The 15,912-nt window shown below is 74.6% G+C and carries 14 protein-coding genes; 9 read left to right on the top strand and 5 right to left on the bottom strand.

Features of this window, described 5'->3' with window-relative positions; translation table 11 throughout:
• Positions 1-35: 35 nt before the first annotated feature.
• From FZ988_RS04180 to FZ988_RS04220, 9 genes are all read left to right on the top strand, one after another.
• The gene (locus FZ988_RS04180; RefSeq protein ID WP_246169197.1) at positions 36-2,450 is read left to right on the top strand and encodes an ATP-dependent DNA helicase RecG; all 2,415 of its coding nucleotides are present in this window, start codon (positions 36-38) and stop codon (positions 2,448-2,450) included.
• 126 nt (positions 2,451-2,576) lie between these two features.
• Positions 2,577-3,236 carry a 16S rRNA (guanine(966)-N(2))-methyltransferase RsmD gene (rsmD, locus tag FZ988_RS04185; protein WP_149202751.1) on the top strand — a complete coding sequence of 220 codons (660 nt, stop codon included), beginning with the start codon at positions 2,577-2,579 and terminating at the stop codon, positions 3,234-3,236.
• Positions 3,233-3,739 carry a pantetheine-phosphate adenylyltransferase gene (gene coaD / locus FZ988_RS04190; RefSeq protein ID WP_149202752.1) on the top strand — a complete coding sequence of 169 codons (507 nt, stop codon included), beginning with the start codon at positions 3,233-3,235 and terminating at the stop codon, positions 3,737-3,739. Before rsmD ends, coaD begins: the two co-directional genes overlap by 4 nt.
• A complete protein-coding gene (locus FZ988_RS04195) occupies positions 3,736-4,239 on the top strand; it encodes an ATP synthase subunit B family protein (RefSeq protein ID WP_149202753.1) in 504 nt (167 codons plus the stop codon). The genes coaD and FZ988_RS04195 overlap by 4 nt, the downstream gene beginning before the upstream one ends.
• Before the next feature lie 175 nt (positions 4,240-4,414).
• Positions 4,415-4,999 carry a YceD family protein gene (locus tag FZ988_RS04200; RefSeq protein ID WP_149202754.1) on the top strand — a complete coding sequence of 195 codons (585 nt, stop codon included), beginning with the start codon at positions 4,415-4,417 and terminating at the stop codon, positions 4,997-4,999.
• Positions 5,000-5,001: 2 nt separating this feature from the next.
• On the top strand, positions 5,002-5,199 hold the full coding sequence (rpmF, locus tag FZ988_RS04205; RefSeq protein WP_149202755.1) for a 50S ribosomal protein L32: 198 nt from the start codon (positions 5,002-5,004) through the stop codon (positions 5,197-5,199).
• Positions 5,200-5,235: 36 nt separating this feature from the next.
• Positions 5,236-5,958: a ribonuclease III gene (gene rnc / locus FZ988_RS04210; protein WP_149202756.1), complete on the top strand. Its 723-nt coding sequence runs from the start codon at positions 5,236-5,238 to the stop codon at positions 5,956-5,958.
• Between the two features lie 48 nt (positions 5,959-6,006).
• The gene (mutM, locus tag FZ988_RS04215) at positions 6,007-6,984 is read left to right on the top strand and encodes a bifunctional DNA-formamidopyrimidine glycosylase/DNA-(apurinic or apyrimidinic site) lyase (protein WP_149202757.1); all 978 of its coding nucleotides are present in this window, start codon (positions 6,007-6,009) and stop codon (positions 6,982-6,984) included.
• Positions 6,985-7,045: 61 nt separating this feature from the next.
• The gene (locus FZ988_RS04220; RefSeq protein ID WP_149202758.1) at positions 7,046-7,672 is read left to right on the top strand and encodes a response regulator; all 627 of its coding nucleotides are present in this window, start codon (positions 7,046-7,048) and stop codon (positions 7,670-7,672) included.
• A gap of 92 nt (positions 7,673-7,764) precedes the next feature.
• Here the strand turns inward: FZ988_RS04220 and FZ988_RS04225 are convergent, their stop codons facing one another.
• The 5 genes from FZ988_RS04225 to FZ988_RS04245 are packed head-to-tail and all read right to left on the bottom strand — an operon-like array spanning position 7,765 to position 15,643.
• A complete protein-coding gene (locus FZ988_RS04225; RefSeq protein WP_149202759.1) occupies positions 7,765-9,471 on the bottom strand; it encodes a GAF domain-containing sensor histidine kinase in 1,707 nt (568 codons plus the stop codon).
• Positions 9,471-11,369, bottom strand: coding sequence for a thiol reductant ABC exporter subunit CydC (gene cydC / locus FZ988_RS04230; RefSeq protein WP_149202760.1), 1,899 nt, complete (start codon positions 11,367-11,369; stop codon positions 9,471-9,473). Before cydC ends, FZ988_RS04225 begins: the two co-directional genes overlap by 1 nt.
• Positions 11,366-13,147, bottom strand: coding sequence for a thiol reductant ABC exporter subunit CydD (gene cydD, locus FZ988_RS04235; protein ID WP_149202761.1), 1,782 nt, complete (start codon positions 13,145-13,147; stop codon positions 11,366-11,368). Before cydD ends, cydC begins: the two co-directional genes overlap by 4 nt.
• Positions 13,144-14,163: a cytochrome d ubiquinol oxidase subunit II gene (cydB, locus tag FZ988_RS04240; protein ID WP_149202762.1), complete on the bottom strand. Its 1,020-nt coding sequence runs from the start codon at positions 14,161-14,163 to the stop codon at positions 13,144-13,146. Before cydB ends, cydD begins: the two co-directional genes overlap by 4 nt.
• A gap of 13 nt (positions 14,164-14,176) precedes the next feature.
• On the bottom strand, positions 14,177-15,643 hold the full coding sequence (locus FZ988_RS04245; protein ID WP_149202763.1) for a cytochrome ubiquinol oxidase subunit I: 1,467 nt from the start codon (positions 15,641-15,643) through the stop codon (positions 14,177-14,179).
• Between the last annotated feature and the right edge of the window lie 269 nt (positions 15,644-15,912).

Here is a 15,912-nt window from a genome sequence, read left to right on the forward strand (position 1 = left end):
GCACGGGCCGGCGGGCGCACGGTGAGGAGAAGGTCGTGACGGGGCTGGGTGAGGTCGACGCGGACGCGGTCCTCGCGGGGCGCGACCGCCTGCGGGACCCGCTGACGCGTCTGCTGGGCCCCCGCACGGCCGCGCCGCTCGCCAAGCTCGGCCTGGAGACTGCGGGTGACCTCCTGCGGCACTACCCGCGCCGGTACTCCGAGCCCGGCCGCATGACGGACCTCACCGGTCTCGTCGTCGGCGAGCACGTCACGGTCATGGCCAGGGTCGTGCAGGCGACGGTGCGCCAGATGCGCTCACGCGGCGGCGCGATGATGCAGGTCAAGGTGACGGACGGGAGCAGGACCCTCTCGCTGACCTTCTTCGCGAAGGGCAGCGGACGGCTCCGCACCCACGAGTCGAGGCTCGTGCCCGGCCGGGTCGGGCTGTTCACCGGCACGGTCGGCTCCTACCGCGGCGAGCTCCAGCTCACGCACCCCGACTACCAGGTGGTGGGTGTCGACGCGGACGACGAGGCGGCCGCCCTGGTCGAGGCGAGCAGGCCCTACCCGATCTACCCCGCCTCGGCAGCGGTCCCGACGTGGCGGATCAGCCGGGCCGTGCGCACTGTGCTCGACCCGCTCCGGCCCGCCGACGTCCCTGACCCCGTGCCCGACGAGGTCCGGCAACGCCGGGACCTGGTCGGGATCCACCAGGCGCTGCACGACGTCCACGAGCCCTACACCGACGCCGACTGGCGGCGTGGCCGCCGGCGGCTGCGGTACGAGGAGGCGTTCGTGCTCCAGGCGGCGCTCGCCCGTCGTCGCGCGCTCGTCGCGGCACGCGGAGCCGTCGCGCGTACCGGTGCCCCCTCGGGCGAGGAGGGCCTCCTCTCGGCGTTCGACGAGCGGCTGCCGTTCACCCTGACCGCGGGACAGCGGGAGGTCGGCGAGCACATCACCGCGGACCTCGCGGCGCCGAGCCCGATGCAGCGTCTGCTCCAGGGGGAGGTCGGCTCCGGCAAGACCGTCGTCGCGCTGCGCGCGATGCTCCAGGTGGTGGACTCCGGAGGGCAGGCCGCGCTCCTCGCGCCGACGGAGGTCCTGGCGGCGCAGCACCTGCGCACGCTGCGCGCGCTGCTCGGACCCCTCGCGGAGGAGGGGATGCTCGGCGGGGCCGACCGGGCGACGCGTGTCGCGCTCCTCACCGGCTCGCAGCCGACCGCCGCGCGTCGCGCCGCACTGCTCGACGCCGCCTCGGGACGCGCCGGGATCGTGGTCGGCACGCACGCGCTCCTCGGTTCGGCCGTGCAGTTCGCGGACCTGGGCCTCGTGGTCGTCGACGAGCAGCACCGCTTCGGCGTCGAGCAGCGCGACGAGCTCCGCAGCCGAGCGGGCACGACGCCCCACCTCCTCGTGATGACCGCGACGCCCATCCCGCGCACGGTCGCGATGACGGTGTTCGGCGACCTGGAGGTCTCGACGCTCACCGAGATCCCTGCCGGAAGGGCAGGCGTCACGACCCACGTGGTCCCCGCCGCCCGGCCGTCCTGGGTCCGGCGGACGTGGCAGCGCGTGCGGGAGGAGATCGACGCGGGGCACCGCGTGTACGTCGTGTGCCCGCGCATCAGCCCGGACGACCCGGGCTCGGCCGAGGGGAGCGACGACGCCGACCTCGTGGCGGAGCGGCCGGCCCGCGGCGCAGGTGCCTCGACGGCGCAGGGCGACGACGACGGGACGCTCGACCCGTTCGGCCTCGCGGGCGCGGGCGGCTCGCCGGTCCCGGGCCCGTCCGGCGACCCGGTGGGCGGTGACGCCGACGCGCCGCGTCCCGACGGCGGTGACCGCGACCGTCGGCCGCTGCGCGCGGTCCTCGAGGTCGCCGAGGAGCTCGCCGCGGAGCCCGCGCTCGCGGGCGTCGCGATCGGCGTCCTGCACGGGCGCCTGTCCGCGGCCGAGAAGGACGAGACGATGAGCCGGTTCACCTCGGGCGACCTCCAGCTGCTCGTGTCCACGACCGTGATCGAGGTCGGTGTCGACGTCCCGGAGGCGACGGTCATGGTCGTGCTCGACGCCGACCGGTTCGGCCTCTCGCAGCTGCACCAGCTGCGCGGTCGGGTGGGTCGAGGCGCGGCGCCGGGCCTGTGCCTCCTGTTCAGCGACGCCCCCGAGGGCACGGACGCCGCGACACGCGTGCAGACGCTCGCGGAGACGACGGACGGCTTCCGGCTCGCGACCGTCGACCTCGAGCTGCGCCGCGAGGGGGACGTGCTCGGTGCCTCGCAGTCCGGGGGCGCGAGCTCGCTGCGGCTGCTCCGGGTCGTCCGTGACGCCGAGCTGATCGCCGAGGCGCGCCAGGACGCCGTCGCCCTCGTCGAGAAGGACCCCGAGCTCACGCCGTGGCCCGCGCTGCGCTCCGCGATCGAGGACTGGCTCGACCCGCAGCGCGAGGAGTTCCTCGACCGCGCCTGACGCGCCGCCCGGCCCCTGGGCGGGCCCGCCCGGGCCGGCCCGCCCCTTGGAGGCCCCGCCGGCCTGGCCGGCCCGCTGGAGCCCACGCCGGGCCGCCCGGCCCGCCCGGCGCTCTAGCCTGGTGGCATGACGCGGATCGTGGCCGGGAGCGCGGGCGGGCGCACGCTGCAGGTGCCGGGCAAGGGCACCCGGCCCACGAGCGACCGGGTCCGTGAGGCGCTCTTCTCCCGTCTGGACCACGCCGACCTTCTCGACGGCGCCCGCGTGCTCGACCTGTACGCGGGCTCAGGTGCGCTCGGGCTCGAGGCCGCGAGCCGGGGAGCGGTGGCTGTCGTGCTCGTCGAGTCCGCGCGCGCGGCCGCCGACGTCTGCCGTCGGAACGCGGCCGCCGTGGGCATCCCGGGGGTCCAGGTGGTCGCCGAGCGCGTGCTCCCGTTCCTGCGGCGGCCGGTCCGCGAACGGTACGACGTGGTGCTCGTGGACCCGCCCTACGAGCTGGACGAGGCGGAGCTCGCCGGGGTGCTGGCGGCCCTGACCGCTCACCTGGCGCCCGAGGCGGTGGTCGTCGTCGAGCGGTCCACCCGCTCGCCCGAGCCGGCGTGGCCCGCCGGCGGCCCGGCCGCCGGCCTCGTGCGGACGGCCGAGAAGCGCTACGGCGAGACCGTGCTGTGGTTCGCGGAGGCGACGGGCGTGGCCCTGGACGACACCGCGGACGACGCGGCCGACGGTGCGGCCGACGTCGAGGGTGAGCCGGCGGGCGGGCCCCGTCCTAAGGTGGCGACGTGAGCATCGCCGTCTGCCCAGGCTCGTTCGACCCGGTGACCCTCGGCCACCTCGACGTGATCCGCCGTGGTGCGGAGCTCTTCGACGAGGTCGTCGTCGCCGTCGCGACCAACGCGACCAAGCAGACCCTCCTGCCCGTCGAGGAGCGCGTCGCTCTCGCACGCGCCGCCGTCGCAGGGATCCCCGGCGTCCGGGTCGAGCCCGTCCCCGGCCTCCTCGTGGACTTCTGCCGCCAGATCGGGGCGAGCGTCCTGCTCAAGGGCCTGCGCGGTGGGGCTGACTACGACGCGGAGCTGCCGATGGCGCTCATGAACCGCCACCTGACGGGCGTCGAGACGCTCTTCATCCCCGCCGACCGCTCGGTCGCCCACATCGCGTCGTCGCTCGTCAAGGACGTCGCGCGGCACGGGGGCCACGTCGACGACCTCGTGCCGCCCGGCGTGGCGGACGCCCTCCGCGCACGTCTCGAGCAGGCGGCGACCCACGACCCCAGGAGGCCGGCATGACGGCACCGGACGGCACGCAGCACGACGACCGGCGGGACCCCGAGGGGCTCACCGGCATCCTCGAGGCGCTCGAGCACGCCGTGAGCCAGGCCCGCGCGATGCCGATGTCCTCGTCCGTCCTGGTCAACCGTGCCGAGCTGCTCGACCTGCTCGACCAGGCGTTCGCGGTGCTGCCGACGCAGCTCACCGAGGCGGACGAGGTGCTCGCCGGCGCCGACGAGGTCCTGGCCGACGCGCGGGCGAGGGCCGAGCAGGTCATCGCGGCCGCGCGCGCCCGGGCGGACGAGCTCGTGGCCACGGAGCAGGTGGTCGTGGCGGCACGCGTGCGCGCCGACGAGATCGTCGCGGAGGCCGAGCGGACGGCCGTCGCGCTGCGGCGCGACGCGGACGACTACTGCGACCGTCAGCTCGCCGACTTCGAGATCGATCTCGGCAAGGTGCTGGCCCAGGTGCAGGCGGGGCGGGCGAAGCTCGCGGACCGTCTCGACCTCGAGCCCTGAGGGCTCGGACCACCCGGCGCGGGCCGGTACCGGCCGGCGGGGACGTCCGGCCGGGCGGCGCGCCGCGCTGTGCGGCCCGGGCGTTTGGGCGGCCCCCTGCGATGCCGTAGCATTGCCGGTTGGTCCTGCCGCTCGTGGCGTGGACCGAGACCCCTCGACACCAGGACCAGACGCCGTGGAGCGCCCGATCACCCCCGATGCCCGTTCGCCGTTCGTGCTCGACACGCACGAGCTGGGTCGGCGACCGGGGACGATGCGGACGATCCAGCGGACGGTCCCTGCGCCGGAGGATCTCGGTACCGCCGTGATCGGCATCCCCACCGGTGACGACCTCGACCTCGACCTGAGGCTCGAGGCCGTGATGGAGGGGATCCTGGTCTCCGGAACGATCCGGGGCCGGGCCGTCGGGGAGTGCGTGCGCTGCCTGGGCGAGGTGGTCGAGGACATCGACGCCGGCGTCCAGGAGCTCTACGTCTACCCCGAGCGTGCCCGCGTCGCGATCGAGGACGGGGACGACGAGGAGGACGTGCGCGAGCTCGAGGGCGATCTGATCGACTTCGAGCCCGCGCTGCGCGACTCGGTGGTGCCTGCGCTACCGTTCCGCCCGGTCTGCTCGCCGGACTGCCCGGGTCTGTGCCCCCAGTGCGGGGCACGCCTGGCCGACCCGGAGAACGCGGACCACACGCACGAGATCCTGGACCCCCGGTGGGCTGAGCTCGACCGGGTGAAGAGCATGTTCGACGACACGAAAGAGAGCTAGCCGTGGCTGTTCCGAAGCGCAAGATGTCGCGCAGCAACACCCGTGCGCGTCGGTCGCAGTGGAAGACGACTGCCGCGACCCTCACCACGTGCCCGCGCTGCAAGGCCGACAAGCTGCCGCACGTCGCGTGCCCGGCCTGTGGCGCCTACAACGGCCGGCAGTACGCCGAGGCGCTGCGCACCGAGCACGAGTCCCGCTGACCTCACGGTCGTGGTACGCGTGCAGGTGACCGGTCGATGACCGTGGCGCCTGCAACCCAGCTCCACGAGAAGCTCGGCGTCCCTCTGGACGCCGAGCTTCTCGTGCTTGCCCTGACGCACCGGTCGTTCGCTCACGAGGCCGGCGGCATCCCGACGAACGAGCGCCTCGAGTTCCTGGGCGACACCGTGCTGGGCCTGGTGGTCACGGAGACGCTCTACCGACGCCACAGCGACCTGTCGGAGGGTGAGCTCGCGAAGATGCGCGCCGCCACCGTCTCCCAGCGCTCGCTGGCGGCGATCGCGCGGGAGCTCGGCCTCGGCGAGTACGTCCTGCTCGGCAAGGGTGAGCTCGCGACAGGCGGGCGGGACAAGGACTCGATCCTCTCCGACACGCTCGAGGCGCTCTTCGGGGCCATCTACCTCACGCACGGCCTCGAGGTCGCACGCGGTGTCGTCGAACGTCTCGTCGAGCCCACCCTGGTGATCGCCGCGGACCTCGGCGCAGGGCTCGACTGGAAGACGTCCGTCCAGGAGCTCGCCGCACGGCTCGAGCTCGGCGCGCCCGAGTACCAGTGCGAGGGCGAGGGGCCCGACCACGCGCGGGTCTTCACCGCGCGCATCGTCATCGGCGGCGAGGTCCGGGGGACCGGCACCGGCACCGCGAAGAAGATCGCGGAGCAGGAGGCCGCCGCGGCCGCGTACCGGGCGCTCCAGGTGCTCGCCGCGAGGACCGGCCCTGCCGGGCCCGCGGCGGACTGACCGGCCCGCACGCCGCACCCCTGACCGCCCGACGAGCCGGGAGGGCACATGCCTGAGCTGCCCGAGGTCGAGACCGTTCGTGACGGGCTGGACCGGCACGTCCTGGGACGCACCGTCACGGGTGCGCAGGTGCTGCGCGGGTCGAGCGTCAGGCGTCACGCGGGTGGTCCGGACGACTTCGTGGACCGGCTCGTGGGCCGCACCCTGTCGGCCGCGGTCCGGCGCGGGAAGTTCCTCTGGCTCCTGCTCGACGACGCGCGCTCCGGAGAGGCCCTGCTCGCGCACCTCGGCATGAGCGGACAGCTCCTCGTGCGCTCGGGCGGGGAGCTCGCCGAGCCGGGCCACCGGCACCTGAGGGCACGGCTCGCCCTCGGGCCCGCGGCGGACCCGGCCCCCGGCGCGTCGGAGGAAGCGGCCGGGCCGCTCGTCCTCGACTTCGTCGACCAGAGGACCTTCGGGCACCTGATGCTCGCCGACCTCGTCCCGACGTCCGACGGCGCGCCCGGTGGGCACGGCTCCGACGTCGCCGCCGTGCCGGGACCCGTCGCGCACATCGCGCGCGACCTGCTCGACCCGCACCTGGACCGGGCCGCGCTCGTCGCGGCCCTGCGGCGTCGGCGCACGGAGGTCAAACGTGCGCTGCTCGACCAGACCCTCGTCTCGGGCGTCGGCAACATCTACGCCGACGAGGCGCTGTGGCGGGCCGAGCTGCACGGTCGACGCCCGACCGACGGGCTGCGGCCCGTCCAGGTCACGCGCCTGCTCGACGCCGCCGCGGAGGTCATGGGTGAGGCGCTCACCGCCGGTGGGACGAGCTTCGACGCGCTGTACGTCAACGTCAACGGTGCTTCGGGGTACTTCGACAGGTCCCTCGCGGTGTATGGGCAGGGTGGCCGACCGTGCCCGCGGTGCGGCACGCCGCTGGTCCGGGAGGCCTTCATGAACCGCTCGTCGTTCAGCTGCCCGCGGTGCCAGCCGCGTCCGCGTGCGGCACGCCTTCAAGCGGCATCGCGCCGAGTTCTCTAGGATGCCGAACGTGGTAGCCAACGTCCCGCCCCCGACAGGGCGCCCCGCTGACATTGCCGTGATGATCGTCGACGACCACGAGGTGGTCCGGCGGGGTATCGCGGAGGTGATCGACCGCTCCGAGGGCATGGGGGTCGTCGCCGAGGCCGGCTCGGTCGCCGAGGGCATCCGGCGCGCGACGCTCGTGCGCCCCCAGGTCATGCTCGTCGACCTGCAGCTGCCCGACGGGACGGGCATCGACCTCATGTCAGCGCTGCGCGAGTCCCTCCCCGAGACCCGGGCCATCGTGCTGACCTCGTTCGACGACGACGACGCGCTCGCCGCGGCCCTCCAGGCGGGTGCCGCCGCGTACGTGCTCAAGAGCGTGCGGGGCGCCGAGATCGCCGACGTCATCCGTTCCGTGGCCGCGGGCCGCACCCTGCTCGACGAGCGGACGGTGACGCGGCGCCGCGCCGACCACGACGACCCGACGGCCGACCTGACTCCGAGCGAGCGCAAGGTCCTCGACCTCATCGGTGAGGGCATGTCCAACCGGGAGATCGCCGAGCGCCTCGGTGTCGCGGAGAAGACGGTCAAGAACCACATCACGTCGCTGCTGTCGAAGATGGGCCTCCAGCGCCGCACGCAGGTCGCGGCGTGGGTCGCGGGCCACAAGCACAGCTCGTGGCGCAGCGAGCCGGGGGAGTAGCCCCCCGCGCCGTCCCCGTAGCCCGGCCCTTCCCAGCGGCCGGGCCGACTGCCTGAACCGGCGGACCCGCTGCCGCGCGGGGAGAGCTCGGCTCAGGCGCTCGCGCGGCCCGAGAAGGGCGCCTGCCAGGTCAGGAGCGTCCCGCGGCCCTCGCTCGTCGCGCCGAGCGTGAACGTGCCGCCGTGGCGGCGAGCGCGCGCGGCGAGGTTGTCCGTCCCCGACTTGCGGTCGCGCTCGGGCGGCAGTCCCGCACCGTCGTCCTCGACCTCGACGGTGATGCGCCCGGTCGGGCCCTCGCCGCCCACGTCGATGCGCACGGCCACCGCCGTCGCACGCGCGTGCCGGGCGGCGTTCGCCAGACCCTCCCGGACGACTGCCACGACGTCGTCGCCCATGTCCTCGCCCACGCGGTCGTCGATCGCCCCCGCGTCCCCGTCGAGGGCCTCCGCCGAGTCGAGCACGCGACCGTCGACGGTGATGACGAGGGACGGGGCGAACCCGAGGCCCGTGCGGGCGAGCGACGCCTCGCGGCGCAGCCGCTCCGCGAGCGGTGCGGACGCGTCCGGGTCGCGCAGGGCGTGCACGATCGACCGGATCTGGCGGACGGTCGAGTCGACGTTGTCGAGGGCGTCCTCGACGATCCCCGTCAGCTCGGAGGGGTCGACGCCGCGCGCGGCGCGTCGTCGGACCGTCTCGAGCTGCATGCCGGTCGCGAAGAGCTGCTGGATGGCCAGGTCGTGGAGGTCGCGGGCGATGCGTTCGCGCTCGTCGAGCAGCGCGGCGACGTCCTGCGCGTGGCGCGCCTCGGCGAGGACGAGCGCGAGCGCCGCCTGCGCGGCGTAGGTCTCCGCGGTCGCCAGGTCGGAGGGCCCGAAGGGGGCCGAGCCGCTGCGGCGCAGCAGGACGAGCACGCCGACCCCGCGACCGTCGGACTGCATGGGCGCGTACAGGGCCGGGCCGAACTGGCGCATCGCGTCGACGCGCATCGCACGCGCCCGTGACAGGGAGTCGACGACGAGCCCGTTGCCGTCACGCAGCACGGTGCGTGCGCGGCCGTCGGGCGGCATGACCGTCCCGATGAGCTCGTCGGCACCGACGCCGTCGACGATCTCCATGACCCACGTGTCGCTGAGCCCGGGGAGCACGAGGGCCGCCGTGTCGGCTCCCGCGACCTCGCGGGACGAGGCGGCGATCTGCGCGAGGACCTCCTCCTCCTCGGCACCCGAGAGCAGCATCGTGGTGATCTGCTGGCCCGCGCGCAGCCAGTGCTCGCGGCGCTCGGACTCGGCGTACATCTGGGCGTTCTGGATGGCCACCGCGGCCGCGGCCGCGAGCGTGATGACGGCCTCGTCGTCCTCGTCGGTGAACCCGCCGGCCTTCTCGGAGAGGTACAGGTAGCCGAACACGCGGTCGCGGACCCGGACCGCGGCGCCGAGGAACGAGCCCATGGGCGGGTGGTTCGGCGGGAACCCCTTGAACGTGGGGTGGTGCATGAGGTCGTCGAGCCGCAGCGTCCCGTGCGAGGGGATCGACCCGAGCACGCCGATCGCGTGCGGCGGCCGGCCCAGCATCGCGGCGAGCCGGTCGTCGATCCCCGTGTGCACGAACGTCGTGGACCGCCCCCGCGCGTCGAGCACGTTGATCGCCGCGTACTTCGCACCCGTGAGGTCCGCGCTCGCGCTGACGAAGCGCTGGAGGACCGTGGGCAGGTCGAGGTCGGACGCGAGGCCCAGCGCGGCCTGGAGCAGGTCGGCGGCCGCGAGCGAGCCGTCGTGGTGGTCGGTGCCCCGGGGGGTCATCAGCTCTCCTGCTCCTGTGCCGTCCAGGCACTGCGGTACGCGGCGCGGACGTCCGAGTCCTCGACCCCGTCCGGGTCCACGCCCAGGAGGTCGCGGTGACGCCCGCGTGCACGCACGCTACCCGTCCGGTCGAGCAGGATCACCTCGTCCGCCGCCTCGAGCCCGGTGACGCGGTGCGTGACCACGACCACGCCGCGTCCGCCGGTGAGCGACCCGTCGAGCAGGCCGGTCATCACGCGCGCGGCGCCCGCGTCGACGTGCTCGGTGGGCTCGTCGAGGAGGAGCACCGGGGCGGGGCCGAGCAGGGCACGGGCGAGCAGCACGCGGCGCCGCTCGCCGCCCGACACGCGCGTCGCGTCGGCGCCGAGGACCGTCTCGAGGCCGTCGGGCAGGGCGTCGAGCCACGCGCGCAGCCCGACGGCGTCGAGGGTGGCCGCGGCCTCCTCGGGCGTGACGTCCCCGCGACCCACCCGCAGGTTCTCCAGGAGGGTCGTGTCGAAGACGTGGGCGTCCTCGGTCGTGAGCGCGACGCGACGCGCGGCCGCAGAGCGGGTCAGGGCGTGGACGGGGTCGCCTCCCGCGCGCACCTCGCCTGCGACGGGTGGCAGCACCCCGGCGAGCGTGAGGAGCAGCGTGGTCTTGCCGACACCACTGGGCCCGACGATGGCGACGCTGCGCCCCGGCCCGACCGTCAGGTCGAGGTCCCTGAGCACGGGGGCGCGTCCCGGCCAGCCGCAGGCGAGCCCGCGCGCGACGAGCGTGCCTGCAGCCGCTCCCGGCCGTGCAGGCCCCGCGTCACGCGCTCCGTCTGCAGCCGGCCGCTCGTCGACCTCGGGCGTCCCGGGGGCCCCGGCGGCCTGCCCGCGCCCTCCGCGTGGCACCGGGCCGCCCGCGGGCGACGGCTCTCCACCGGCCGCGTCGAGCAGCTCGGTGATGCGCCGGGCGGCCTGCCGCGAGCGGAGCAGCTGGACCCCCGCCGCGGGCAGCATCGAGACGGCCTCGAAGGCCGCGAGCGGCGTGAGCACCACGACGGCGAGCTCGACCGGTGCGAGGCGGCCCGCGGTGGTCGCCGGGATGCCGAGCACGAGGGCCGCGAGGACCGCGAGGCCGATCGCGAGGGGCAGGAGGGCCGCGGAGACGGCGGCGGGGCGTGCGGCACGGTCGCTCGCGTCGGCGAGGTCCCGGTCGGCCCGGCGCAGGTGGCCGAGCATCTGGCCGGTGCGACCCGCGACCGCGAGCTCGCCGGCACCGTCGAGCAGCGTCAGCGTCGTCGCCGCCATGTCCGCCCGAGCCTGCGCGGAGCGCGTCTCCGCCTCGCGCGTCGCGCGCACCGACCACCAGGGCGCGACGACGCCGGCGAGGAGCAGGCAGAGCGCGAGCGCGAGCCCGGCCTCGGGCAGGAACGCGCCGACGAGCACGACCGAGCCGACGCCGAGCGTCGCGGCGACCCCGACGGGGAGCAGGCCGCGCACGACGACGTCGCCGACGCTGTCGACATCGGCGCCGACGCGTGCGAGCAGGTCACCGCGCCGCAGGGCGACCAGGGCGCCGGCGTCCCCGGCCGCGAGCCGCTCGTACAGCCGGACGCGCAGGGTCGCCATGCCGCGCAGGGCGACGTCGTGCGAGACGAGGCGCTCGACGTAGCGGAGCACGCCACGCGAGATACCTAGGGCGCGGACCGAGACCGCGGCGATCGTCAGGTACATGACCGGCGGCATCTGGGACGCCCGGGCGATGAGCCAGGCGGACACCGCGGCGAGCCCGACGGCGCTGCCGAGGCCGGCGGTCCCGGCGAGCACGGCGAGGAGCACGCGGCGTCGGTCGACCTCGAGGAGCGCGACGGCTCGGCGCAGCGGGTCGTCGCGCCGGAGCACGTCGCGCGCGGGTCGCGGGCTCACGGACGCACCCCCTCGGACACGGTGGGTGCGTCCGGGGCGGCGTCGAGCCCGCGGGGTTCCGCGACGACGGTGACGACCGTGTCCGCGCACGCGAGGAGCGCCGGCCGGTGCGCGACGAGCAGCACGGTGCGGCCCTGCGCGGCGAGCGCGGCCAGGGTGCGCAGCACGACGGCCTCGCCGTCGGCGTCGAGGTGGGCGGTCGGCTCGTCGAGCACCACGAGCTGGGCGTCCGCGACGAGCGCCCGGCTGAGGGCGACCCGCTGGCGCTGACCGAGGCTCAGGCCCACCCCGCCCTGCCCGATTCGGGTGTCCCAGCCCTGGGGGAGACCGGCGAGGACGGCGTCCAGGCCGGTGGCCTGTGCGGCACGCCCGAGCGCCTCGTCGCCGACGGTGCGACCGTGCGCGACGGCGTCCCGCAGGGTCCCCGGCTCGAGGACCGGCCGCTGGGGCACCCACGCGACCTGGGCCCAGAGGGTCGCCGGGTCGACGTCGGCGAGGGCGAGCGCGCCCCCGTCGGGGCCGCCCGGCTCACCGGGTGCGTCGGGCCTGTCGGCCTCGGCGGCCTCGGCGGCCTCGGAGGTGCCCGCGGGCACGAGCGTCACGGTGCCGTCCGTGGGGGGCAGGAGGCCGAGGAGCACGGAGACCGCGGTCGACTTGCCCGCGCCGTTGGCCCCGGCGAGCGCGACCGTCGTCCCGGGCGCGAGCTCGAGGTCGAGGTGGGCGGGTGCCAGGACGTCCCGGTCCGGTGCAGCGACGCAGACGTCGCGCAGCACCACGGTGGTGCGCCGCAGGTCCGGCGCCGGGCGGGTGCCGTGGCCGGGCGCCGGCGTCTCGAGGAGCGTGAACGCCTGCTCGGCGGCCGCCACGCCGTCGGCGGACGCATGGAAGTGCGCCCCGACCTGACGCAGCGGCAGGTAGACCTCCGGCGCGAGCACGAGGACCGCGAGGCCGGTCTGGAGGTCGAGCGTGCCGCCGACCAGCCGGAACCCGACGCCCACGGCGACGAGCGCGACGGACAGCGTCGTGAGCAGCTCGAGGACCATGCCCGAGAGGAAGGCGACGCGCAGCGTGCCCATGGTGGCGACCCGGTGCGCGTCGCCGAGCTCGCGCACGCGCGCCGCGGGTCCGCGCTCGCGTCCGAGCGTCTGGAGCGTCGGCAGGCCCGCGAGGAGATCCAGCACCTGGTGCCCGAGCCGTGCCATGACCGTCATCCGGCGCTCGGCGTACCCCTGCGTCAGGCGTCCGATGAGGACCATGAAGAGCGGGACCAGCGGGATGGTCGCCGCGATCGTCGCCGCCGCGACCCAGTCGAGCCCGAGCACGACGGCGAGCGCCCCCGGCGTCACGGTGACGGCGAGGAGGAGCTGGGGCAGGTACCGCACGAAGTACGGCTCGAGGGCGTCGAGCCCGCGGGTCGCGAGCGTCGCGACGCCGACGCCCTCCTCCCGGGCGAGCCAGCGGGGCCCCAGGGCCACGGCGTGCGCGACGACCTGCTCCCGCAGCTCCGCCGTGGCACGCGTCGCCGACCGGTGGGCGAAGCGCTCCTGCGCACCGCTCACCAGCGCCCGGACCGCGACGACGGCGGCGAGCAGGGCCACGGTGGGCGCGACGTCGTCCCAGCGCGCGGTACCGGTGACCACCGGGGCGAGCACGGCCGCCAGCAGGAGGGCCTGGGCGATGACGAGCGCCGCCGTGAGGATCCCGAGGCCGGCGGTCAGCAGGACGTAGAGCCGGGCGGCCCGGGCGCGGTGGAGCAGGCGCGGGTCGAGCGGCTTCACACCCGCTCGAGCGGCAGCCCCGTGTGCTCGGGGATCTGCTCGACCGTCAGGCGCTTGCGGAAGACCCAGTACGTCCAGCCCTGGTACAGGAGCACGACGGGCGTGAGCACGACGGCGACCCAGGTCATCACGGTGAGGGTGTAGTCGGTCGACGACGCCTCCGCGACGCTCAGCGAGTTCGCCGGGTCGAGGGCGGGCATGACGTCCGGCCACATCGAGCCGAAGATCAGCACGACGGCGGCGACGATCGCCACCGCGGATGCGAGGAACGCGAGGCCCTCACGGCGCATGCGCGTGGCGCCGACGAGCACGAGGAGCGCGATGGCGGCGGCGGCGGTGGCGGCCCACGTCCAGGTCACGGAGTAGGCGAGCTGCGCCCACACGGCGAACGCACCAGCCACGACGAGGGTCGCGACGGAGAGTCGTGCGGCGAGCGCACCGGCCCGCGCGCGGATCTCGCCGTCGGTCTTGAGCGCGAGGAAGACCGCCCCGTGCGTGAGGAAGATGAGCGCCGTCGTCGCGCCGCCGAGCAGTGCGAACGGGTTGAGCAGGTCGAAGAAGGTGCCCACGTACTGGTGGTCGGCGTCCAGGTGCACGCCGCGCACGAGGTTCGCGAACGCGACGCCCCACAGGACCCCGGGGACCCAGGACCCGACGACGAGCGCGCGGTCGGCCCAGCGCCGCCAGCGGTCGTCGTTGATCTTGCCGCGCCACTCGAAGGCGACGACGCGGACGATGAGCGCGAGCAGGATGAGCAGCAGCGCGAGGTAGAAGCCCGAGAACATCGTGGCGTACCACTCGGGGAAGGCGGCGAAGGTCGCGCCACCGGCGGTCAGCAGCCACACCTCGTTCCCGTCCCAGACGGGCCCGATGGTGTTGATCAGCACGCGGCGGTCGGTGTCCTTGCGGCCCAGGACGGGCAGCAGCATCCCGACACCGAAGTCGAAGCCCTCGAGGACCAGGTACCCGGTCCAGAGCACCGCGATGAGGAGGAACCAGACGGTCGACAGCTCCATGTCTCCTGCTTCCTCAGTAGGCGAAGGACAGGGGGCGGTCGCCGCCCGTGCCCTGGTTGTCGGGCGAGACGTCCGGCTCGGTGTCCGCGACGCCGTGGGCCGCGAAGCGCACCATCAGGCGGAACCAGATCACGGCGAGGAGCGCGTACAGCAGCGTGAAGGCCACCATCGACGCGATGACCATGCCGGGGCTCACGACCGTCGAGACACCCTTCGCGGTCAGCATCCAGACGCCGTCGATGCCGCTCGGGTTGGGGTTGGGCACGACGACCCATGGCTGACGGCCCATCTCGGTGAAGATCCAGCCGAAGGCGGACGCGAGGAACGGCGTCGGGATGGCGACGAGCGCGAGCTTGCCGAACCATGCGTGCGAGACGACCCGGCCCTTGCGCATCAGCCAGAGCACGGCCAGCGCCAGCGCGGCGCTGCCGGCGCCGAGCCCGATCATGAGCCGGAAGCTCCAGTAGGTGACGGCGAGGTTGGGCCGGTAGTCGACGCCCTCGCCGTAGAGCTCCTCGGAGCGCTGCTGGAGCTCCTCGACGCCGGGCAGGTAGGAGTTGAAGTCTCCGGACGCGAGGTAGGAGGTCACGCCGGGGATCGTCAGGATGTGCGTGACGCCGTCGCACGAGTTGGACAGGTCGCCGATGGTCAGCAGGGAGAACGACGCGCCGTTCTCGCCCTCGCACAACGCCTCCGCGGACGACATCTTCATCGGCTGCTGGTCGTACATGAGCTTGGCCTGCCAGTCGCCGGTCGCGCCGATGCCGACGCCGGAGACGAGCATCGTGACGACGCCGAGCACGACCGCCGGGCGGTAGACGTCCCGGGCGAGCTCCTCGCGGCCCTGGCGGATCGACCGGACCATCCACCAGCCGGCGATGCCCGCGACGAACGTGCCGGCCGTGAGGAAGGCGGCGGTGATGGTGTGGGGGAACGCCGCGAGGAGCGTCGGGTTGCTGAGCACGGCGCCGATGTCGACCATCTCGGCGCGGCCGGTCTCCTCGTTGTAGATCGCACCCACGGGGTGCTGCATCCACGAGTTCGCCGCGAGGATGAAGTAGGCGGACAGGTTGGTCGCGAACGCGACGGCCCAGATGCACGCCAGGTGGATCTTCTTGGGCAGGCGGTCCCAGCCGAAGATCCACAGGCCGAGGAACGTGGACTCGACGAAGAACGCGGCGAGCGCCTCCATCGCGAGCGGGGCCCCGAAGACGTCGCCGACGAACCGCGAGTACTCGCTCCAGTTCATGCCGAACTGGAACTCCTGCACGATGCCCGTCGCGACGCCGATCGCGAAGTTGATGAGCAGGAGCTTGCCGAAGAACTTCGTCAGGCGGAGCCACCGCTCGTTGCCGGTGCGCACCCAGAACGTCTGCATGAGCGCGACGAGCGGCGCGAGACCGATCGTCAGGGGCACGAAGATGAAGTGGTAGACGGTCGTGATGCCGAACTGCCACCGGGCCAGGTCGAGTGCTTCCACGGTCTCTCCTCGGGGCGCGTGCGGCAGCGGGCGGGCAGAGCGGCTCGTCCCTCCGACCGTAGAAACCGGGGGAGCGGCCGAACCGGGACCTTGGTCCCTCTTTGGTGACGGGGCGTCACATCCTGCCGGGTGCCACGGGCGACGCGTGGTGCGTGTCCCAGGCGTGGCGCCGCCGTGGCGGACGGCCGTCCCTGTGCGATACTGACGCCGGCTGCACGGGTCGCCACACCGTCCCGAAGGCCGACGACGTTTCCGCTGGACATGGTCCG

The sequence above is a fragment of the Actinotalea subterranea genome (assembly GCF_008364845.1).
Classification (GTDB): Bacteria; Actinomycetota; Actinomycetes; order Actinomycetales; family Cellulomonadaceae; genus Actinotalea; species Actinotalea subterranea.